The sequence below is a fragment of the Lysinibacillus sphaericus genome (assembly GCF_015844675.1).
Lineage (GTDB): Bacteria > Bacillota > Bacilli > Bacillales_A > Planococcaceae > Lysinibacillus > Lysinibacillus sphaericus_E.
In genome coordinates this window covers 1-22,433 of record NZ_LDGC01000028.1, presented here as the reverse complement: position 1 = coordinate 22,433, position 22,433 = coordinate 1, and the positions used below count along the sequence as shown (strand labels likewise).

General features: G+C 37.0%; 20 protein-coding genes. 14 read left to right on the top strand and 6 right to left on the bottom strand.

Annotation, left to right across the window (positions count from 1 at the left end; all coding sequences use genetic code 11):
• Positions 1-171 precede the first annotated feature (171 nt).
• A complete protein-coding gene (locus tag ABE34_RS09955; RefSeq protein WP_197142163.1) occupies positions 172-783 on the top strand; it encodes a phosphatase PAP2 family protein in 612 nt (203 codons plus the stop codon).
• 104 nt (positions 784-887) lie between these two features.
• Here ABE34_RS09955 and ABE34_RS09950 read toward each other — a convergent pair whose 3' ends face one another.
• Genes ABE34_RS09950 through thrC form a run of 3 tightly spaced genes read right to left on the bottom strand, consistent with a single transcriptional unit; the run spans position 888 to position 3,548 of the window.
• Entirely contained in the window at positions 888-1,556 is a 669-nt protein-coding gene (locus tag ABE34_RS09950) for an MtnX-like HAD-IB family phosphatase (RefSeq protein WP_197142161.1), read from the bottom strand.
• A gap of 28 nt (positions 1,557-1,584) precedes the next feature.
• Positions 1,585-2,499, bottom strand: a complete 915-nt coding sequence (gene thrB, locus ABE34_RS09945) for a homoserine kinase (protein WP_197142159.1) — start codon at positions 2,497-2,499, stop codon at positions 1,585-1,587.
• Positions 2,496-3,548: a threonine synthase gene (gene thrC / locus ABE34_RS09940; RefSeq protein WP_197142157.1), complete on the bottom strand. Its 1,053-nt coding sequence runs from the start codon at positions 3,546-3,548 to the stop codon at positions 2,496-2,498. The genes thrB and thrC overlap by 4 nt, the downstream gene beginning before the upstream one ends.
• Positions 3,549-3,753: 205 nt before the next feature.
• On the opposite strand from thrC, the gene ABE34_RS09935 reads away from it, so the two are divergent.
• Both ABE34_RS09935 and ABE34_RS09930 read left to right on the top strand, forming a co-directional pair.
• Positions 3,754-4,983 (top strand): MFS transporter, encoded by a 1,230-nt coding sequence (locus ABE34_RS09935; protein WP_197142155.1) that lies wholly within the window; start codon positions 3,754-3,756, stop codon positions 4,981-4,983.
• A 312-nt stretch (positions 4,984-5,295) separates the two neighbouring features.
• Positions 5,296-6,162, top strand: coding sequence for a MurR/RpiR family transcriptional regulator (locus tag ABE34_RS09930; RefSeq protein WP_197142153.1), 867 nt, complete (start codon positions 5,296-5,298; stop codon positions 6,160-6,162).
• Positions 6,163-6,230: 68 nt separating this feature from the next.
• Here the strand turns inward: ABE34_RS09930 and ABE34_RS09925 are convergent, their stop codons facing one another.
• Positions 6,231-7,031, bottom strand: coding sequence for a GNAT family N-acetyltransferase (locus ABE34_RS09925; RefSeq protein ID WP_241747168.1), 801 nt, complete (start codon positions 7,029-7,031; stop codon positions 6,231-6,233).
• A 464-nt stretch (positions 7,032-7,495) separates the two neighbouring features.
• Here ABE34_RS09925 and ABE34_RS09920 point away from each other — a divergent pair, with 464 nt between their 5' ends.
• Positions 7,496-8,422 (top strand): manganese-dependent inorganic pyrophosphatase, encoded by a 927-nt coding sequence (locus tag ABE34_RS09920; RefSeq protein ID WP_197142149.1) that lies wholly within the window; start codon positions 7,496-7,498, stop codon positions 8,420-8,422.
• Between the two features lie 371 nt (positions 8,423-8,793).
• Here the strand turns inward: ABE34_RS09920 and ABE34_RS09915 are convergent, their stop codons facing one another.
• Positions 8,794-10,173: an FAD-dependent oxidoreductase gene (locus tag ABE34_RS09915; RefSeq protein WP_197142147.1), complete on the bottom strand. Its 1,380-nt coding sequence runs from the start codon at positions 10,171-10,173 to the stop codon at positions 8,794-8,796.
• Between the two features lie 126 nt (positions 10,174-10,299).
• Here ABE34_RS09915 and ABE34_RS09910 point away from each other — a divergent pair, with 126 nt between their 5' ends.
• The 3 genes from ABE34_RS09910 to ABE34_RS09895 all read left to right on the top strand — a co-directional run bounded on the left by ABE34_RS09910 (position 10,300) and on the right by ABE34_RS09895 (position 14,865).
• Positions 10,300-11,007: a DsbA family oxidoreductase gene (locus ABE34_RS09910; protein ID WP_197142145.1), complete on the top strand. Its 708-nt coding sequence runs from the start codon at positions 10,300-10,302 to the stop codon at positions 11,005-11,007.
• A 553-nt stretch (positions 11,008-11,560) separates the two neighbouring features.
• Complete coding sequence (locus tag ABE34_RS09900; RefSeq protein ID WP_197142141.1) at positions 11,561-12,184, top strand: FMN-dependent NADH-azoreductase; 624 nt, start codon at positions 11,561-11,563, stop codon at positions 12,182-12,184.
• Positions 12,185-12,510: 326 nt separating this feature from the next.
• Positions 12,511-14,865: a bifunctional 2',3'-cyclic-nucleotide 2'-phosphodiesterase/3'-nucleotidase gene (locus tag ABE34_RS09895; RefSeq protein ID WP_197142139.1), complete on the top strand. Its 2,355-nt coding sequence runs from the start codon at positions 12,511-12,513 to the stop codon at positions 14,863-14,865.
• A gap of 29 nt (positions 14,866-14,894) precedes the next feature.
• On the opposite strand, the gene ABE34_RS09890 is transcribed toward ABE34_RS09895, so the two are convergent.
• The gene (locus ABE34_RS09890) at positions 14,895-15,266 is read right to left on the bottom strand and encodes a DUF2500 domain-containing protein (RefSeq protein WP_197142137.1); all 372 of its coding nucleotides are present in this window, start codon (positions 15,264-15,266) and stop codon (positions 14,895-14,897) included.
• Positions 15,267-16,122: 856 nt separating this feature from the next.
• Here ABE34_RS09890 and ABE34_RS09885 point away from each other — a divergent pair.
• The 7 genes from ABE34_RS09885 (at position 16,123) to tnpA (ending at position 22,380) form a co-directional block, all read left to right on the top strand.
• The gene (locus ABE34_RS09885) at positions 16,123-16,428 is read left to right on the top strand and encodes a winged helix-turn-helix transcriptional regulator (protein WP_197142135.1); all 306 of its coding nucleotides are present in this window, start codon (positions 16,123-16,125) and stop codon (positions 16,426-16,428) included.
• A gap of 224 nt (positions 16,429-16,652) precedes the next feature.
• A complete protein-coding gene (gene murB, locus ABE34_RS09880; protein WP_197142133.1) occupies positions 16,653-17,567 on the top strand; it encodes a UDP-N-acetylmuramate dehydrogenase in 915 nt (304 codons plus the stop codon).
• 56 nt (positions 17,568-17,623) lie between these two features.
• Entirely contained in the window at positions 17,624-18,379 is a 756-nt protein-coding gene (locus tag ABE34_RS09875) for an exodeoxyribonuclease III (RefSeq protein ID WP_197142131.1), read from the top strand.
• 427 nt (positions 18,380-18,806) lie between these two features.
• Complete coding sequence (locus ABE34_RS09870; protein ID WP_197142129.1) at positions 18,807-19,178, top strand: ArsR/SmtB family transcription factor; 372 nt, start codon at positions 18,807-18,809, stop codon at positions 19,176-19,178.
• Complete coding sequence (locus ABE34_RS09865; protein WP_197142127.1) at positions 19,159-21,285, top strand: heavy metal translocating P-type ATPase; 2,127 nt, start codon at positions 19,159-19,161, stop codon at positions 21,283-21,285. Before ABE34_RS09870 ends, ABE34_RS09865 begins: the two co-directional genes overlap by 20 nt.
• A gap of 167 nt (positions 21,286-21,452) precedes the next feature.
• Complete coding sequence (locus ABE34_RS09860; RefSeq protein WP_430982159.1) at positions 21,453-21,752, top strand: late competence development ComFB family protein; 300 nt, start codon at positions 21,453-21,455, stop codon at positions 21,750-21,752.
• 151 nt (positions 21,753-21,903) lie between these two features.
• Positions 21,904-22,380 carry an IS200/IS605 family transposase gene (tnpA, locus tag ABE34_RS09855; RefSeq protein WP_197141399.1) on the top strand — a complete coding sequence of 159 codons (477 nt, stop codon included), beginning with the start codon at positions 21,904-21,906 and terminating at the stop codon, positions 22,378-22,380.
• The last annotated feature ends 53 nt before the right edge of the window (positions 22,381-22,433 follow it).

Genomic DNA, 22,433 nt, shown 5'->3' with positions numbered 1-22,433 from the left:
TTATCCCGCTGATTATTAGTCTTCACCAATCGGGCATTTAGGGGCAGTTAATTATTTATACTTAATACTGCCCCTTAATGCGGGATAAAAGCAAATTACCTCAAGCAAGCTTAAATATGATATGATGTGAAAAATATAATAGTAGCATATAGTTTTGAGGTGAAGTAATAAATGAAAAAATGGGCTTATCCTTTAGCGATATTAACGCTCATTATCTTTTTTGTGTTACAAGGAACTTTTCAAAGTAAATTAATCAGTACTTTTGATACAAAAATGGCTGATTTATTTTTCGGTAACCGTTTTGTAGGATTTTTTCACTATATAGGAGAACCGGTATTTGTAGTATCTGTCGCTATCGTCTTAATCGTGTATTTAGCATGGAAGGTGAAAAATAACCGAGGCATACTATTTGTTTTGTTAACAATCGCAGCTGGGAATGTACTTAACCAATTATTAAAAAAATGGATCCAACGCCCTAGACCGGAGATTGAAGAACAATTAACATCCTTTAGCTTTCCATCTGGACATTCTATGACCGGTATCTTGTATTTATTTACAATTGCTTATGTTTTCTCGGAGAACAATAGCAGGGGACGTAAGACATTACTTTGGCTTGGGGCAGTTGTTTTAACTGTGCTTATTGGTTTGTCTCGAGTTGCTGGAGCCCGTCATTTTGCTTCTGATGTATTGGCCGGCTGGAGTATGGGGTATACGTGGTTTGTCATTTGCGTTTTTTGGTACGAACGTCGAAAGAGACTTTTTAAAGCGAAAAATAAATTATAAATTTGAAATGGGAGCCGTCTAATTAAGAAGGCTCCTATTGTTATGTAGAAATAAGGTAGGTACTTTGAACATACCGTCCTTATTAACCTTTATAAAGAAACAGCCTAGTCTGTTTCCATAAGCTTTTTTACAACCTCTAAGCAATCATAGAATGTTTCAAAGGACTCATAAGGAAGTTGAAGGTCTTTACAACGTTTAATAAGATGATCCCTAGCAAGTACTAAATCTGCCTGTTTTGCAGCCTCAAAATCAGAGAGTGAATCTCCAATCACGATTTTAAAATGATTGCTCTGTGCAACCTGTCGCATAACGCTTGGCTTGCAACAACCGCAGCCTTGTGTCTCAAATTTCGTACACTCTTCATCACAGCCGTTTGGAAATATGAGTTTAATTTGCTGTCCGGAAAAATCGGCACTATTACAATATATACCGGAAAATGGACCGTACTTTTCTAACAGTGGCTCAATAAAAAAGTCTACACCTCCACTAACAATATAAAACGGAATATGGTTCTCTTGTGCAAAACGAACGAAATCACCAAAGCCCTTACGTATAATGGCTGTATCCAATAAATAGTGGATAACATCATCCTTTTGTTTAGTCGATAATAGCTCGAACATTCCTGAAATGCCATCTTTAAAGGTAATAGTTTGTTCCATCATTGCCGTAGCAATTTTCTCAGATTCCTCTGGAACGAATTGAGTCATTAGTGAGACGATATTATCTGTTTCTGTAATAGTACCATCAAAATCACAGAAAATAATTGGTTTCAAGCTACTTCCTCCTTCCAAGAAAAAACGTCTACTTTTGCAGTAGACGTTTAAATTTTACCTGTACACCATGTTCATCGGCTTTTGTTAAGATAATTTGATGCTCTGGAAATTGATTTTTCATCGCAATTACAAAAGTATGCGCAATAGCAGTAGGGATGATAGAAATCATTGTTGGTCCCGCCCCACTTAAAGCTGTTCCAAATGCCCCATTAGCTTTTGCGGATGCACGGATTTCTTTATATTGTGGGATTAATTGGGCACGGAAAGGTTCATGAAATAAATCAGCTTCCATATAACGGCCGGCATGCTCATAATCACGAACCATTAATGAAGCTGCTAGCATATTTGCATTTGCAGAGGCTCTCACTGCGTATGCACGGTCAAATTGCTCTGGTAACACAGAACGAGCTTCACTTGTTTTTAGTTCGACATCTGGTACATACACAACAAAGGAAGCTTCTATATCATTAACATGAAATGTATCAACAACGCCATTTTCATCCATTGAGGAAATTGTTAATCCTCCTAATACTGAGGCTGTAGCATTGTCTGGATGCCCTTCGATTTGTGAGGATAAATCGAGTTTATCCTGAACAGTTAAGCCTAAATCACATACTTGGTTAGCTAGTTCAATTCCTGCAACGATGACAGCTGCACTACTCCCCAAACCGCGGGCTAATGGAAGTTCACTTGCCATTTCAACACGGCAGGCAGGTAGCTGCTTACCGTATTGATCTGCAATTTTTTTGGCAATCACGTATAGTAAATGCTCTTCTAGCTCAAACTTTTTAGGACCATTATCATCGAGGTGGATAATTTCCCAACTATCCTGTAAAGACACGGTTAACTTTAAATAAAGAGACAAGCCAAGCCCTATTGAATCAAAGCCGGAGCCTAGATTGGCAGTGCTCCCAGGAACTGAGATTTGCCACATGTTACTCATAGTACGCCCTCGATGTACTTTCGAATTTCTTCCTCATCATTTTTAAGTGAGACAACATCTACAGTCGAGATATTCATGGCAGTATCAGGATCTTTTAAGCCGTTACCAGTGAAAATCGTAACAACTTTAGAGCCCTTCGCAATTTGGCCATTTTCAACTGATTTAATAACGCCTGCTAATGATGCGGCTGAACCTGGCTCAACGAAAATTCCTTCAGTGCCTGCAATTAATTTGTAAGCAGCTAAAATTTCTTCGTCTGTAACCGAGTCAATAATTCCACCTGACTCATCGCGAGCTGCTTCTGCAAATTTCCAGCTTGCGGGATTACCGATACGAATAGCTGTTGCCACTGTCTCGGGATTAGCAATAGGTTCACCGTTTACAATTGCAGCTGCACCTTCAGCTTCAAAGCCGAACATCTTAGGTAAGCCAGAGCCTTTTGCTGCATCATATTCTTTAAAGCCCTTCCAGTACGCAGTAATGTTACCTGCGTTACCAACAGGGATGCAAAGATAATCTGGAGCGGCTCCTAAAGCATCTACAATTTCAAATGATGCTGTTTTTTGCCCCTCGATGCGGTAAGGATTTACAGAGTTTACAAGTGCCACTGGAGTTGTTTCACTTACTTGACGAACGATATTTAAAGCATCATCAAAATTACCGTCGATTTCGATAATTTTTGCACCATACATTGTCGCTTGCGCTAACTTACCTAAGGCAACTTTCCCTTTAGGGATCACGACTATGGATTGGATTCCAGCACGTGTTGCATAAGCTGCCGCTGCAGCTGAAGTGTTACCTGTTGAAGCACAAATAACGCATTTGCTACCTTCTTCAATTGCTTTTGCAACGGCAAACACCATGCCTCGGTCTTTAAATGAACCTGTTGGATTTGCCCCTTCGATTTTTCCGTAAAGTTCAATGCCAAGTTTCTTAGATAAATTTACTAAATGTATAAGAGGCGTATTGCCTTCGTTTAAAGTTAGAGCAGGTGTACTTTCTGTTACGGGTAAAAATTGTTTATATTCCTCGATTAGGCCTTTCCACATAACGTTACGATCTCCTTTTGTTCTTATAGGAAGAACAGTTGTATTTGTATAAAAGACATTTTAACGCAAATGGCCCTATGTTTTCAATAGAATTTGAGAAATTGTCGAAACAATTCGGTAATTTGAATTTTTGCTTGTCACTTTCTTGAAATAACTGTATAGTAAACTTGCAATGTAAAGTCAAGTGTAAAGACAGGTGGTTAAAATGACGACAAATACTGTAACAACAAATAAGGTTCGACAATCTATTTCTCGTAATAAGCTTTTAGGGGTAGCAGGCGTTGGTTGGCTTTTCGATGCTATGGATGTAGGGATATTATCTTTCGTTATTGCAGCGTTAGCAGTTGAATGGGGATTAACACCAAGTCAAGCAGGTTGGATAGGTAGCATCAATTCAATCGGGATGGCTGTAGGAGCTCTTATATTCGGCGTGCTTGCCGATAAAGTAGGACGTAAGCAAATTTTTATGTGGACGCTCGTTTTATTTTCGATTGCAAGTGGCTTATCGGCATTTACAACTACATTATTTGCTTTTATGGCACTACGCTTTTTAGTGGGCATGGGACTAGGGGGCGAATTGCCAGTCGCATCGACACTAGTTTCTGAGAGTGTAGAAGCAAAAGAACGTGGGCGAGTGGTTGTTTTATTGGAAAGCTTCTGGGCAGCGGGGTGGTTAATCGCTGCACTGATTTCGTATTTTGTTATTCCAACATGGGGATGGCGTATAGCTTTATTGTTAACGGCAATTCCAGCAGTATATGCAATTTATCTTCGTTGGCACTTACCAGATTCACCTCAATTTGTAGTAAAGGCAGAGTCTAAAAAACGTAGTGTTGGGCAAAATATTCTAGAAGTATGGTCGAAAAAATACGTACGTTCGACACTTATGTTATGGGTGTTATGGTTTACGGTTGTTTTCTCGTATTACGGTATGTTTTTATGGCTACCAAGTGTCATGGTTAGTAAAGGGTTTGATATGATTACGAGCTTTAAATATGTTCTCATAATGACGCTTGCACAGCTACCAGGTTATTTTACAGCTGCATGGTTTATAGAAAAATTTGGTCGGAAGTTTGTACTTGTTTCCTATTTAATTGGTACAGCTGTAAGTGCTTTCATTTTTGGTAATGCCGAAACGACGGTAGTACTACTAACATCAGGAATGTTTTTATCGTTCTTTAACTTAGGAGCATGGGGTGCACTCTATGCTTATACACCAGAGCAGTATCCAGCAATTATTCGTGGAACAGGTGCAGGAATGGCAGCAGCGGTTGGGCGTATCGGTGGTATTTTTGGCCCTTTATTAGTAGGGATTTTATTAACGGCAGGTTATGATATCGGCTTCATCTTCGCGATTTTCTGCGGAGCGATTATTATCGGAGTTGTTGGGGTAATTTTCTTAGGACGAGAAACAAAACAAATGGAATTAGATTAAAAAAATAATCATGTCTTGGATGGGCGATTGTCTAGTCCAAGACATTTTTTATAATTTTATTACATAAAAATTAGGGAATATTAATTTTTATCCAAATATTTTTAAAAATCTGTTAGAATCAATTCATCGAAAAACTTAAGGATAAAACAATTTTATGAAACTGCTACATTAGCAAGTTAAAGTGTTAAAGATTTTTCAGAAAAGTCATTGTATTCAGATTGTAATCGTGATACTGTATTTTTAACCGAATTTAGAGTCAGTAGGAAACAATCTCCATTCGTGATAATTTCATTGAAAGAAAGGTTGTTAGAAATGAGTATTAATGAAGAAATAGAAAGTAAATTTGTTAGGCTGTCGAAGGGTCAGCGTAAAGTTGCACAATTTGTTATGAATAACCATACAATTGTAATTAGTAATGGAGCAGCAGAAGTAGGGAGACTGGCTAATGTTAGTGAATCGACAGTGATTCGTTTTTGTTATGCGATGGATTTATCGGGCTATGTAGAACTACAGGACAAAATTAGAAGCTATTTAATGACTCAAAATGGTCATGAGAGTCTTCAACTTACATATCCATCAAATAAGATTAATATTTCGAGTTTTGGTAAGGTCATGCAACGTGATATACAAAATATTCAAGATACGATTCATTTGATAAATGATCATATGCTCCAAAAAAGTTCTAAATGGATGCACGAAGCAGAGAACGTTTATATTTTAGGTACTCGTCAAGCTGCGTCCATTGCAAATTGGTTAGCGTATACAATGAAAACGTTGCGTCCAAACGTGAAACAGCTTCGCTCAGAATCTGATGATCTTGTACAGCAAATTAACAGTATGAGTGAACAAACGACATTAATTGTTTTTTCATGGGACAAGCATTCAAACGACATTCAAACGATTGTAGAAATTGCTAAGAAGAAAAAGGCAAGAGTTATTGCCATTACTGGATCTGCGTTTTCTTCTATTCGGGAATATGCCAGTGCATTATTTACACTTGGTCTGAAAAAGCAATCTACATTGGACGTTATTCCAGTATTGTTCTCTTTTTTACATGCGCTAATTGAAGAAATGGTTAGTCAAGACAAGGTACAATATGAGAAATATCAGCAATCCTATGAACAAGTAGAAAATAATTTGTTATTTTTAGATGAAGTAAGAGAAAAGCAAGTTTTCTAATCATTTTACAATGCTACACATAAAAAAAAGATGTCCAAATAAGTTTTAGACATCTTTGAAAAAGAAGCTTATAAAATTTTGCTTAAACTATATTCGTTAATAAAGGTATCTTTTAATTTAATGGCATTTTGTCGGATGCCTTCTTGCTGAAAACCTAATTTTTTGAACAAATTTAAAGCACATTCATTATGCTCCATGACAGATACTTCTAAGCGTGAAATATCTCGCTGTATAGACCAACGTTCTACGGCTTCCATCAGCGCTGAGCCGATACCTTGTCGCTGATGCTCCTCCTTAACAGCTAGATGAACTGTTGCAACATGTTTAGCTTTAGAATGTTTATATCCATGAATAACGGCATAGCCAGCAAAAATGCCATTTACTATACAACATAAAATCGTACGGTTCTTCAATTTTTTCCAATAGACCAAATCTTTTCGAAGTTGTTGAACTGTTAGGTCTAATTCGTTTTCCATATTATACATGAAGTCAGTTTGTTGGAAAATTTCTTCTTGCAAATGAATAAATGATCGGGCATCAGATGCTTCAATTGCTCGAATTATGTATGCAGGTGGGTTATCGTCATTTGTAGAAACATTGCTCGTAGTCTTCATTTGTGTACGCGAGAAAGTTACACTAGTACCGAGCTTAACATCCATGACATAATAGCCTGCATTTGTCCATGACAAATAGTGAGAGAGAGGGGGCTTTGTTTTTTTCCACCAGCTCCTATTTAAGTAAGCTGCATTTGGCAAGGCTTGTCCCATAATATTTTCGAGTTCGCTAAATGATAAAGTAATTTCTTGTTGTAAAGCTACTTCAAAATAATTTGCTAAAGGAATATACTTTTTTTCCATCTTCTTTGTCATCGTGATCCCCATTTCCTGTATATCCTAAAAAATATAGACTACCTGATGATAGCATAAAATTATGTTTTCATAAATATAAAAACACAACTATATATCTATTTATGGTAAATATTTTTTATAAACTATGTATTTTTATTATTAAATGTTATAAATAGGGTGTTATTAACAGATAAATATATTATATTTAATAATAATCCATAAATGTTATAAAAAAGGTATTTTTTATCCCCTGTGCTTTCCAGGTAGTCATACTTTTAGTCTTCTTTCCTGAGCTAAAAAAGCCTACCTCTAGCATGTATAGGAAAAGTAAGTAATACATATATGGTTATTCTAAAACGGGGGATTTTGGATGTATATTGGCAGTAGATCCTTTATAGATAAACTTTCACTTTATAACATGTTTGTTCATAAGGTATGATAAAATAAACTATAAATGTTATTGCCATTTAGGAGGAATTAATTTAATGAGTAAAGTTTTAGTTTTTGGTCATAAAAATCCAGATACAGACACAATTACATCTGCTATTGTATATGCATATTTAAAACAGCAAATTGGTGTTGATGCTGAAGCGGTACGCCTTGGTGAAGTAAATAATGAAACACAATTTGCCTTAGATAAATTTGGCTTTGAGGCACCTCGATTAATTTCATCAGTAGCTGGAGAAGCGGAGAAAGTAATCCTTGTAGACCACAATGAATTCCAGCAATCTGCTGACGGTATCGAAGAAGTACAAATTACAGAAGTGATTGATCATCACCGTATTGCAAACTTCCAAACAGCTGATCCACTATACTACCGAGCTGAACCAGTAGGTTGTACTGCTACGATTTTAAATAAAATCTTTAAAGAACATGGCGTAGCAGTTCCTGCAAACATTGCTGGTTTAATGCTTTCGGCCATCGTTTCTGATACATTATTATTCAAATCTCCAACTTGCACTGAGCAAGATGTAGAAGCTGGTGAAGAGTTAGCGAAAATTGCAGGTGTTGATGCAGCTGAATATGGATTAGCAATGCTTAAAGCAGGTGCTGATCTTTCAGATAAATCATTAGAAGATCTTTTATCATTAGATGCGAAAGAATTCCAATTCGGTGAATATAAATCTGTAGTGGCCCAAGTAAATGCTGTCGACATTAACGATGTACTTGGCCGCCAAGAGGAATTAGAAAATTTATTAAATAAAAATGTAGCAGAAAATGGTTTAGATTTATTCTTCTTTGTTGTAACGGATATTTTAAACAATGATTCAACTGCTGTTGCAATTGGACAAGTAGCAGAGGCTGCAGCAAAAGGATTTGGCGCAGAGCTTGTGAATAATCGAGTTCTTTTACCGGGTGTTGTATCTCGTAAAAAACAAATCGTTCCAGTTTTAACTGATGCATTGAAATAATGGAAAAGAGGTTGCCTCGAAATAGGCAACCTCTTTTTTTATTGTGGAAAAAATAATGTGTCAACGAAATTAAGGTGTCCTATAAAATAAAGTATGCTCTTCGGCAAACGGGGGGGTGATTTCCGTTCCCCTATCGCTAATCCTGAGGAGTCGCCCAGCCTCCGCTCCAATTAACTACTTCACACAACATGCGTTTTAACAAAATGATATCCAACTTTTTGGTTTATCGAAACACTTTCAGGAATTATCGATAACTTTTAAATTTTATCGACATCAACCTTCCTGAAGTGAAAACTAGTTGCCTAGAACGGAAGCCACTCTCATCTAAAAAGCCCTAACGTTCACAAAAATACCCTTGATCATTTTGTTTTTCAATCTAGCTTTAAAGGGTGCACAGCAGGACCTTCAAGAACTTCCCCTTTGGCATTAAAGCGAGAGCCGTGACAAGGGCAATCCCAAGTTTCATCGGCTTCATTCCATTTTGTTTTACAACCTAAATGCGTGCAAGTTGGTGTGTTCGCACGTTTCACATAACCTGTTACGAATTCTTTTGCTACAAAACCTCCTACCTTTAGCATCTGCATAAATTGAGCCCCAAATTTCGTACGTGTTGGCGAATAAAGAGGAATTGCGCCATCCTCATTCCCTGCGCCTGTTATTAAGGAGGACAGTATATCCCCAGCTACAAAAGAATTGGAAATTCCCCATTTTCGATAGCCAGTTGCAATAAAAACATTAGGCAAGGACGGTGTAATCCTGCCAACATACGGGACCATATCAGGTGTTTCGATGTCCTGCGCTGACCAGCGATAGATTGGATCCTGATCGAAGTGAGCCTTCATTTCATTTTGAATAGCCTCATAATAGGGCTGGGTATTGGTCGTTTCACCTGCAATATGATTAGCTCCGCCTAATACTAAATAATGCTCACCGTTAATAGTAGCTGTTCGTATAGAGCGCGTAGGATTATCTACACATAAGTACTGACCTTGTAATGTATCAGTAATTTTACCAGCAACCATATAAGAGCGACTGTTAGAAAGTTTGAAAAGATGTAGTCCTCTAAAGGCTTCAATTGGATAGTGTGAGCATAAAATAAGCTTGTTGTATTGAACCGACATGTCATTTGCGGTATGTAAGCTATTTTGTGGTATGTTTAATTGCTGAACACGGGTATTTGTATAGATTTTTGCGCCCATTGATAATGCTTCTTTTACAAGGAAATTACACACTTCTACAGGATGAATTTGTGCCTGTTGGGACATGCTAAGTGCTTTTGTAATTGGAAAGGGAAGCTCTGTGTCAGTAGTGATTTTCGCCTTAATATTTAATACTTTATAGGCATTCCATTCTTTTAATAATTGGGCATAGCCTTCTTTTGTTTGGCAATAAAGCAATGAATCTACTTGTTGAATACTTTCTTTAGGGAGTAACTGTAATGCTTTTTCTACAGCTATTTGATTGAGCTGATAATAAAGCCGCGCCTCATCTATAGAAAGTTTTTCAATAAGGTTGGCATAAACTAAGCTATGCTGTGCAGTTAATTTTCCTGTTGAATGACCAGTCGTACCATGACCGATATGGGAGTTTGCCTCAAGTAAGACTACATCTACACCTGATTTTGCTAAGACGTATGCTGTATATAGTCCCGTCAAGCCTCCGCCAATAATACATACATCACAAGTTGTAGACGCAGGAAGAGATGATAGGGAGACGGGATCAATTGTTCCGAGCCAAAGAGATTGTGTCATACATAACCCTCACATTGTTTTTACGTTCAGTATGTATATTGATTTGAGAAATTATGCAATGAAGCATAAAAATTGCCTTGTAATCATTACTATCGCTACAATGTAGCAAAAGGAGCGTGACTAACTATGAAAATTGAAATCTGGTCAGATTATGTATGTCCGTTTTGTTATATTGGCAAAAAGCAACTAGAGCAAGCGATTGGGGAAACTGGTTTTGCAGGGCAGGTAGAGCTCGTTTATAAAAGCTATCAACTTGACCCAACAACACCTGTGGATACAAATGTGTCTACGTATGAAGCATTGGCGAAAAAGTATGGGATGTCGCTAGAAAAAGCGAAAGAAATGACGCAAGGTGTTGCGGCTCGCGCAAAAGAAGTTGGTCTAGATTATAACTTTGATCATTCAATGGAAGAAAATACTTTAAAAGCACATCGGCTAGTGAAATGGGCAGAACAACAAGGGGATGTTTCAGCGCTTGTCGAAGCACTATTATACAATTATTTTATTGAAGCTAAGCGAATTGGTCAGGATGATGTATTAATCGATATTGCCGAGCAAGTAGGTTTAAATCGTGAAGAAGTTGCAAAGGTTCTTGCTAACGACGATTTTAAAACAGAAGTAGAGGCTGATATACAAGAAGGATTACAACTGGGCGTACGAGGAGTACCGTTCTTTGTATTAAATCGTAAGTACGGTATTTCTGGAGCACAACCTCAAGAGGTATTTGAAGAAACTTTACGTAAAGTTGCCGAGGAAGAAGGCTTACAACCAGAATTAAAGATGGCAGGCTCTGGAGACGGTGGAGTTTGTACGGACGATAGTTGTAAATTTTAATGCTGGTGGAGAAAGGTTAAGAAATAATGGACTTGATTACTTTTGAAGGAAAGGTGTAGATTGAAGCTGATCACTTTTGAAAGGAAGCCGATCAGATTGTTGGTGAACCCGATCACTTTTGAAAGGAAGCCGATCAGATTGTTGGTGAAGCCGATCACTTTTGGGAGGAAGCCGATCAGATTGGTGGTGAAGCCGATCACTTTTGGGGGAAGCCGATCAGATTGGTGGTGAAGCCGATCACTTTTGAGAGGAAGCCGATCAGATTGGTGGTGAAGCCGATCACTTTGGGAAGGAAGCAGATCAGATTAGCGGTGAAGCCGATCACTTTTGGGAGGAAGCAGATCAGATTGGTGGTGAAGCTGATCACTTGTGAAAGGAAGCCGATTAGATTGTTGGTAATTCTACATTTGTGGTGTAAATATTTCGAAATATCCGCATTTCGGTCAAAAGTCTTAGTATACTAACGTTGACTTTTTACACAAAGTTTTTTAATATATTCATATATCTTGAATTCGAGATATTAAACTTTGGAATTTAAGGGAGAGTTTATATAATGAATGTATTAGTAGTAAAAGCAAACAACCGTCCAGACGGTATTTCAACAAAAATGTACGACACATTTATGGAAAATGTACAAGGTGTTAACGTAACGACTTTTGACGTATTCGCAGAAGATATGCCTTATTTCGGTCAAGATCTTTTCAATGCTTTTGGTAAAGTTCAAAACGGTGAAACGTTAACTGACATCGAATCTCGTCTTTTAGCTGCAAAACAAAAAGCTATGGATGCTTTAACTGCAGCTGATGTTGTCGTATTTGCTTTCCCACTTTGGAACTTAACAATCCCAGCGAAATTACAAACTTTCATTGACTATGTATTCCAAGCTGGTTATACATTTAAATATAATGAAAACGGTCAATTAGAAGGCTTAATGACTGACAAAAAAGTAGTTATTTTAAATGCTCGCGGTGGTTACTACTCTACAGCTGAAGCACAACCAATGGAAATGTCAGTTAACTACATCAAAAATGTTGTTGGCATGTTCGGTATGGAAATTATCGAAGAGGTTATCATTGAAGGTCATAACGCTTCACAAGATAAAGCGCAAGAAATTATTGCAAATGGCCTAGAAGCGGTTAAAAAAGTAGCTCAATCTTTACAAACTGTAACTGCATAATAAATACTATTCTCTGGCATATTGGCTAGGGAAATATAGTAATTCTTTTAATAAAAGTTCTCTCTAATTTGAGAGAACTTTTTTTATACATAGAGGTACGGTAGTGGTAAGGAGGTCTAACCTATTGGTACTATGCATGTGCTCCGAATTTACATTTACTAACATCCGGTTGTATAAATGATATTAATCTATTATTTTCAGAAGTAGAGTTTTGCTATTCGTTTAAAAATACATACAATTAGGACTATTTATTCAATTAAATTATTAATTAGTATAATATAATGAAAAACGTAGGTAAATATTAGATTTATAAGGAGGTTGTTACCATGGGTAAGCAGTTTATTACTAAATTCTTAGCGATGTTACTTGTTCTATTCGCGGTGTTACCATTTGGACTATCTGCGAATGCTGCATCAAACGATGTGACACGCGGGGATTACGTGAAAGAATTAGTAGAAAGCTTAAATGTAGGGCTAGGGGATGGTTCCAAAACTGCCTTCACCGACATCTCTAAGGAGTTAGCTCCATATGTAGAAAAGGCAGTAGAACTAAATCTTATTAAAGGTAAAACGGCGACGTTGTTTGGGCCAAATGATAAATTGACTCGACAACAAGCATTCGTTATTTCTGCTCGTGGATTAGCCAAAGATAACGCACCACTTTCTGTATTAGATAAGTTTAAAGATGCGGATCAAATTGCTAAAGCACATAAGCAAGATTTAGCAAATGCTGTTGCAGCAAACTTATTACAAGGCTTTGAGGATAACACAATTCGTCCGCGTGCCTATGTAACAACTGAGCAAATGCAAAGTATTATTAAACGCTTTGTAGCTGAATACAAATTATCATCAACTACAGTAAATCTTCAAATTTTAGGAACAACAGATATTCATACAAATCTTGCTAATTACAATTATTTCTTAGATGCTGAATCAGCTGATGTAGGTTTAGCAAACACGGCTACATTAATTGAACAGGCCCGTAAGGAGAACCCAAATACATTATTATTTGATAATGGTGATTTAATTCAAGGAACGCCACTAGGCTCTTATAAAGCGTTAGAGAATCCTTTGAAACCAGGTGAGGTTCATCCAGCAATAGCAGCACTAAATGCGCTGAAATATGATGGAGGAACTTTAGGAAATCACGAGTTCAACTATGGTTTGAAGTTTTTAGATGAAGTATTAAATGATGCAAAATATCCAGTCGTAAATGCAAACACATACGACGCTAAAACAAAAAAGCGTATGTACACACCATATGTACTTCTTAATAAAGAGGTAGTAGACAATACAGGTAAAAAGCACACGCTTAAAGTGGGTGTTACAGGGATTGTACCTACGAAAATTGTTGAATGGGATGCTATTCATTTAGCAGGCAAAGTAGAAATGCAAGAACCAGTTGAAGCGGTGAAAGAAGTTGTACCAGAAATGCAAAAAGCCGGTGCAGACGTAATTGTAGTACTTTCACATTCAGGTATTGGTGAAGATACTTACGAAAAAGGTAACGAAAACGTTGGGTACCAAATCTCTGAGATTAAAGGTGTCGATGCTTTAATTACAGGTCACTCTCATTTAACATTCCCAGGTGACTATAAAAATCTGAAAAATGTCGATCAAGAAAAAGGTACAATTAACGGTGTTCCAACAGTAATGGCAGGAAGCTATGGTAGCTATCTTGGAGTTATTGATTTACAACTAGAACAAAAAGGCGCTAAATGGGTTGTAAAGGATGGACAAGGTTCTATCCGCTCTATCAAACAAGAGGGCCTAAAACCATCTAAAACAGTTTTAAATGTAATTAAAGAAGCGCATGAAGGTACGTTAAAGTATATTCGTCAACCTGTTGGTGAGACAACTGCACCAATCCATAGCTATTTCTCAATGGTTCAAGACGATCCTTCTATTCAAATTGTGACACAAGCTCAAAAATGGTTTATTGAAAAAGAATTAAAAGGTACTGCTGATGAAAACATACCACTTCTTTCAGCTGGTGCACCTTTCAAAGCGGGATCCCGAAATAACCCTGCAGATTACACAAACATTCCTGTAGGTCCGCTAGCGATTAAAAATATGGCAGACATCTATTATTACGATAATACGCTTGCAACGATTAAAGTAACCGGTGCGCAAGCTATTGAATGGTTAGAAATGGCTGCTGGTGTTTTTGCAACAATTGATCCAAAACAAACTAAAGAACAAAATATTATTGACCCAGAGGCACGTTCTTACAATTTTGATGTATTAGATGGTTTAACTTATCAAATTGATGTTACATCACCTGCAAAATATGATAGTCGAGGTATTTTACTAGACGAAAAAGCAAATCGTATTAAAAACGTGCAATACAACGGTAAACCAATCGATCTAAAACAAGAATTTATTATCATTTCGAACAATTACCGTGTTGGTGGTTCTTATGGTGCTACTTTTAAAAAGGCAGATGGCTCTAACTTAACAAACTATGCTTATGAAAATCGCCAAGCTGTCATTGACTACATTATGACAAACAAAACAATTAATCCTGCTGCGGATAACAATTGGTCATTTGTACCGTTCCCAGCAAATACAAAAGTTATTTACAATTCTGCAAAGGATGCACAAAAAGTTATTCCTTCAGGTAGCAGTATCGAATATTTAGGCGATACTGAAGGTGGCTTTGGTAAATATTTAATTAAGTAATAATGAAATGTTAAAAAGGAGAGTGCGTGTTAAACGCTGCTCTCCTTTTTTTGTCTTTCAAATGCATGATACCGTGTTCCTTGAAATGATAGTAAGCCAAAGTCACCATCTGCGAGCTGTCCATAATCACGGCCATTCATTCTTAATTCTAGACGATCGCCACTTTGTACTTCAAACGTGACATAGTACGATGTATGAGCGCTAGAGTTACCAGACCCACCTCTAGTATTAGACCGTTTTGTTACGACTTTAGCGGGCACTGTTAGTAATGGTTCATTGTTGTTTTTTGACCATTGTAAAGTACTTTTAATAATAGAAAATGCAATAACACCGAATACGATAAAAAACATCATTGAAATAAAAGTATGTACTGAAGAGAATTCATAATCAAACCCTACCATAAAAGTCCTCCGTTCTAAGAAATATTGTGCTTGAAGTTGTTATAAAGGATATACTTCAAGATCCACTACAATATCAACTGCGCCAATACATCACCTGTTTCCAGGAGAGTGTTATAAACTAAATTCAATCTGTGCCTTCATCAGGATTCCATTCTTCTTGCGCCCATGGATTTAAACTGTTCCCTGTATATACTGTTGTAAAAACAATCGATAGGCCTTGTTAGATCCTTAATAGTTATATTTCATGAAAAGCAAATTTCTTATCTTCTAATTGTTCAATATATGTAGACGTAAATAAAATTTTTGGGTAAATGTCCGCATCAAAAAATCAGGAGATACAAGATGAACATCACGATCAAAGTTTTTCGTGGAAAAGCCTCTAAAAACAGTATCTTACACGAATATTAAATTAAACAATGTAGGTTTTCAATGAGTATTTAGAAAATATGGTAAAATATCACTTCTGTGAAAGTTTATTTTATGAATGTTTAAAGTAAATATAAAAAATAAACTTCTTAAAAGACATTACAGTATGGCAACTTTTCTTCTAACAGAGGAGGAGTAGTCATAATATTAAATTCATGTGCATTTATATAGAAATAAGGGGCCATTTTTATTAAATAATAAGCTACCATGACTACGCTCTGGTCGAGCAGCCATGGCTAATTTTTTATGCAATCAGTAGCTTTGATACGATGTTAAAGCAAAAGCTAATGCCAAAAATGAAAAAATACTACAAGTTACATTTAGTAATCAAATAAGAAAAGGTAAATAGATTACTTGTAGTAAATAAGTTACTTCAAATTTACTTTTTTAAAAATTATCGTTACAATAGAGTACATAAGAGGTGAAAAAAATGAGTGAGTCAAATTTATGTCCTCGTTTAGCTAAAGCAATGGATTTAATAGGAAAACGCTGGACAGGGCTGATTTTATATCAATTACTAGATGGACCACAGCGCTTTAATGAGATTGAAACTGCATTACCTGTAAGTGGCCGTTTATTATCCGAACGTTTAAAAGAGCTAGAAAAAGAAGGGCTTGTTGCAAGAAAAGTATATTCAGAGGTACCAGTGCGTGTTGAATATTCTTTGACGGATAAAGGTTGGGCACTAGAAGGAGCAATCCGCAATATCGAATCGTGGGCAACGAGCTGGCTGTAAAAGTGTGAAGTCTATCTCGAAATTTCTGATGGATAGATAAACATTGGACATATGTAATATAATGACCATGAATTTTCTTATCCTATTCATCGGCTCTGCACGGAGAGTCTCGCTACCTACTTAAGGCGGGATAAAAATTACCCTTCATTTTTACTTGTCAAATTAGGGTTCTAAATCCATACTAGTGTAGAGTAAGAAAGGACGTTAGAAAGGAATTAGCTCTCATGACAAAAGAACAATGGGCAGCGGATTTAGCACAGAGCGTTAATCCGGCCAATATTAAGTTAAATGAATCATTACAGCAATATACTATGACAAAATTAGGTGGTAAAGCGGATGTTTTCGTACTCGCTGAAACAGAGGAAGAGGCAGCAACGGTTATTCGCTATGCTCACAAAAATAATATACCTTTATTAATGTTAGGTAATGGGTCTAATATGGTCGTTCGTGATGGCGGTCATCGAGGGATCGTTGTTACATTTTCGTTTTTAGATGAAATTCGCATTAATGGTGACCATGTTTATGCGCAAAGTGGTGCACTTATAAAAGATGTATCGAAACTGGCAGCAGCAGCGTCTTTAACAGGTTTTGAATTTGCTTGTGGTATTCCAGGCTCAGTTGGTGGAGCTATGGCAATGAATGCCGGTGCATATGGCGGTGAAATTAAGGATATTATTATTTCATCGAAAGTGCTAACAAAAGAAGGCGAAGTTTTAATACTATCGAAAGAAGATCTTGAACTTGGTTATCGTCAAAGTATCATTGCTAAGAAAGGATACTATGTATTATCATCCGAATTTCAATTAGCAAAAGGTGTGCAGGAGGAAATTGATGCAAAAATTGCTGATTTAACGTTTCAGCGAGAATCTAAGCAGCCGTTAGAATACCCATCAGCAGGGAGCGTTTTTAAGCGCCCACCTGGTCACTTTGCTGGTAAGCTTATTCAAGATAGTGGCTTACAAGGAAAAGGTGTTGGTGATGCTGAGGTATCAACGAAGCATGCAGGCTTTATTGTTAATAAAGGTAATGCAACGGCTACTGAATATATTGCAACAATTCAAATGGTACAACGAGAAGTTAAAGAAAAGTTTGGCATCGATTTAGAAACAGAAGTGAAAATCGTTGGTGACGACTTATAGAATACTACGCCCTTCGCTAATGGTGGAGGGCGTTTTTTGAGGAGTGAAAACAGAAAATGAAGTTTATATCTTGGAATGTTAATGGAATTCGAGCCTGTTTAGGTAAAGGGTTTTTAGATTTTTTCAATCATGTAGATGCAGATTTTTTCTGTATTCAAGAAACAAAGTGTCAGGCTGAACAAGTGGAAATCTCACTTGAGGGATATGAGCAGTATTGGAATTATGCACAGAAGAAAGGTTATTCAGGTACAGCTATTTTTACAAAGCATACACCACTTTCAGTACGTTATGGCGTTGGTGAGGATGAATCACAGGAAGAGGGGAGAATTATTACACTTGAGTATGAAGATTTTTACTTAGTAAATGTTTATACCCCAAATTCACAACGTGATTTAGCTAGATTACCTCTTCGTTTAGAATGGGAGGATCGATTAGCGCTTTATTTAAAAGAGCTAGATTCCAAGAAACCTATAATTTACTGTGGTGATTTAAATGTCGCACATATGGAAATTGACTTAAAAAATGCAAAATCGAATAATGGTAATTCAGGTTTTACATTTGAAGAACGTGCAAAAATGACGGAGCTATTGGCAAGTGGTTTTGTAGATTCATTCCGCTATATGTATCCAGATACAACAGACCACTATACATGGTGGTCTTATATGAATAAAGTACGCGAACGCAATATCGGATGGCGTATTGACTACTTTATTGTGTCGGAGAGACTAAAAAACAGCATTAATGTGGCGAGTATTCATTCACATATTATGGGCAGTGATCATTGTCCAATTGAATTACAGCTTAATAACTAGGATTTATGAAAAATAAAATGGTCAATTAAAGTATGGTTCTTCAGCAAAATAAGGGGTTGATTTCCGTTCCTCTATTGCTGATCCCCAAGGAGTCGCCCAGTCTCCATTCCAATCAATCAAAAGCAGTAATGATAGAACGAAACTTTTACAACAGATGTATTTTGTGCGAAAGTGCAGCGACAGCTACAAAGCGCCCAGTCGTAACGGAAACCACCTCCCTCACTTTGCCAAAGACTCATAATTTAATACAACAACATGCAATGCTATCACATTTGAAGTGATAGCTTTTTTATTTTTAAATTTTGTATATAAAGACATTTTTTGAATTTGTGATATAAATCATTTACATTCAAATATTCGTTTGAATATGATGGAATATTATGTTATGGTGAAAACAATCAAACAAACATTTGAATGAGGTGAGAAAATGCCCAAAGAAGTATGCGAGATAACACAAGTTCATGAAGAAGCGGTCATTAAGGTTCAACAACAAATGCCAGATTTATCGAGAGTAGCAAAGTTTTTAAAGGCATTGTCTGATGAAACAAGACTTAAAATTGCGTATGCTTTAACGGTCGAAGATGAATTATGTGTTTGCGATGTTGCCTCCATTATCGGTTCGTCAGTAGCAACAGCATCGCATCATTTAAGATATTTAAAAGATAATAACTTAGCGAAGTCATATCGAAAAGGAAAGCAAATGTACTACTCTTTAGCTGATGAACATGTGTATCAAATTGTAACGGTTGCTTACGAACATGTGAAAGAGGGGATTGGAAATGGCAGCGACACCAACTAAACAAGAATATAGGCTACAAAACTTATCCTGTGCTAGCTGTGCAGCAAAGTTCGAAAAAAACGTGAAGGCTATTCCAGAGGTTCAGAATGCACAAGTGAATTTCGGTGCTTCTAAAATAACAGTTATTGGTGATATTAACGTTGATCAACTTGAAGAAGCAGGTGCTTTCGATGGCATAAAAGTATCCCAATCAACGGCAAGAACAATTGAAAAATCAACACCTTTTTATCGAAAAACTGAAAATATATTAGCTGGAATCTCATTGTTATTCGTAGTGCTTGGCTATATGTTTGGAACAATGCGTGGTGAAACAGATCCTCTAACTATTGGGATGTTTATAATCGCAATTCTAGTTGGGGGAATTGGAATTTTTAAAACGGGCTTCCACAATCTAGCGCGCTTTGAATTTGATATGAAGACGCTGATGACTATTGCAGTAATAGGTGCAGCCATTATTGGGGAGTGGGAAGAAGCGGCTGTTGTTGTCTTTTTATTCGCAGTAAGTGAAGCGCTTGAGGCGTATTCAATGGATAAAGCGCGTCAATCGATTCGTCAGCTCATGGATATAGCTCCTCCAACAGCGACGATAAAACGTGCACATGGCGAGCATTTTCATGAGATGGAGCTACCGACCGAGGAGATTGAAATTGGTGACATTTTAATCGTTAAACCTGGTCAGAAGATTGCTATGGACGGAATTGTAGTGAGTGGGTTGTCGGCAGTGAATCAGGCAGCGATTACAGGTGAATCTATTCCAGTCAGTAAAACAGTCGATGACGAAGTATTTGCAGGAACTCTAAATGAAGAAGGAGCCTTAGAGGTTCGTGTGACAAAGCGAGTAGAGGACACAACGATTGCCAAAATTATTCATCTTGTTGAAGAAGCACAGGCTGAAAAAGCACCTTCACAGCAGTTCGTTGATCGCTTTGCGAAATATTACACGCCTGCAATTATGATTGTTGCTTTACTTGTAGCGGTCCTACCACCTTTATTTATAGGTGATTGGCAACATTGGATTTACCAAGGATTGGCGGTCCTTGTTGTAGGTTGTCCATGTGCATTAGTCGTTTCTACACCAGTTGCTATTGTTACAGCAATTGGGAACGCTGCTAGACAAGGCGTTCTTATTAAAGGTGGTATTCATTTAGAGCAACTTGGTCATATTGAAGCAATAGCATTTGATAAAACAGGTACACTTACAAAGGGTCAACCTGCTGTAACGGATATTATTACATCGCAGGAGATGTCTGAGGATTATGTTCTACAGCTAGTAGCGGCTGTTGAAAAACAATCCCAGCATCCATTAGCTAAAGCTATTTTGCAGAATTTGCATGAAAAAAATTTGACAGAGTTTATACCAACAGACTTTCAATCCGTAACAGGCAAGGGTGCCTATGCGACTGTCGACGATCAAATAATCTATGTAGGAAGCTTAAAATGGATTGCAACATTAACGACTGTTGATGAAATGATAAAAGAACAGGTTCATAAACTTCAACAACAGGGGAAAACAGTTGTAGCAGCGGTTAGTAATAATCAGTTTATTGGGATGATTGGTATTGCTGATCAATTACGTCAAGAAAGTAAAGATGTCTTAAATAAATTAAATGGTTTAAAAGTGAAGCATAAAGTTATGCTAACAGGTGATGCAGAACCAACAGCACAGGCAATTGCAACTTCTTTAAATATGACAGATGTAAGAGCAAGTTTATTACCAGCCGAAAAATTAATGGCCATTAAAGATTTACGTGCACAGTTTGGTGCAGTGGCGATGGTAGGAGATGGTGTCAATGATGCACCTGCACTTGCCGCAGCGGATATTGGTATTGCAATGGGTGGCGCTGGCACGGATGCAGCACTAGAAACTGCGGATATCGCATTAATGAGCGACGATTTAACGAAGCTGCCGTATACAATTGGCTTAAGTAGAAAAACATTACGTATTATTAAAGAGAACATTATATTTGCCCTAGCCCTAAAATTAATTGCCCTGTTACTTGTTATCCCAGGTTGGCTAACATTATGGATTGCAATCTTTGCAGATATGGGTGCTACATTATTAGTTGTGTTGAATTCATTGCGATTAATCAAGTCTAAGAAATGGTAAATTAGATATAATCCGGTGGAAGCGTGTAGAAAAAAAGTCATTCTGGGGAGCTAGTAATATTAATGGTATAGATGTTACTAGCGATTCTTGAAAAAAACCTTTGTTAACGCTATTATGGTTTCAGGAATATTGTAACAATTAAATATAAATGAGGCGAAGCTTTGAATATGTCAGATCATATTTTAGTAAATGTTACAGAGGAAATTGTACGTGGTTTAGTAAGTTTTCTACTACGTGGACCGGAATATCAAACATTTTGTAAATGTGAAATCTGTGAACTTGACGCAGTGGCACTTACACTAAATGCATTGCCTAGTAAGTATGTTACATCTATGGAAACCCGAGATGAAGCATTTAAAATGATGAATACTCCTGAAAATATCGAACGAATCAATAAAGAGATTATTCATGCATTACATGTGGTAAATAAGTATCCTCGACATAAGGAAGAGCCAACTTCTATATGAAGTTGGCTTTTCCTGTTTTTGCTTTTATCTTTTGAAAACCCCTTGCTATGCGAGGGGTTCTAAAGAGCTTCTAGCTATGGACAAGAAAAAAACCCCAGCCGTACAATGAATTCAGGTCTGGTCAACCGACTTCGTACGAAAGGGGATCCAAATGGATAATAAAAGTTTAGCACACACAACATGGAATTGTAAGTATCACATCGTCTTTGCGCCAAAATATAGAAGGCAGATAATTTATGGGCAAATCAAAGTAGATGTAGGTAGAATTCTTCGCCAGTTATGTGAAAGAAAAGGCGTAGAAATTATTGAAGCAACAGCATGTCCTGATCATATTCATATGTTGGTAAGTATTCCACCAAAATTAAGTGTTTCATCGTTTGTGGGTTATTTGAAAGGGAAAAGTAGTTTAATGATATTTGATCGACATGCGAACCTGAAATACAAATATGGAAACAGGAAGTTTTGGTGTCGTGGATATTATGTAGATACAGTAGGAAGAAACAGAAAAATCATTCAGGAATATATAAAAAATCAATTACAAGAGGATATTCTTGAGGATCAAATGACCATGAAAGAATTCATTGATCCATTTACAGGAGAAGAAATAAAAGCAAAAAAGCGAAGATAATAAAACCACTTTAGTGGTAGCGTGAAAACGGAGTGCGGTTGGCGGACCTTTCA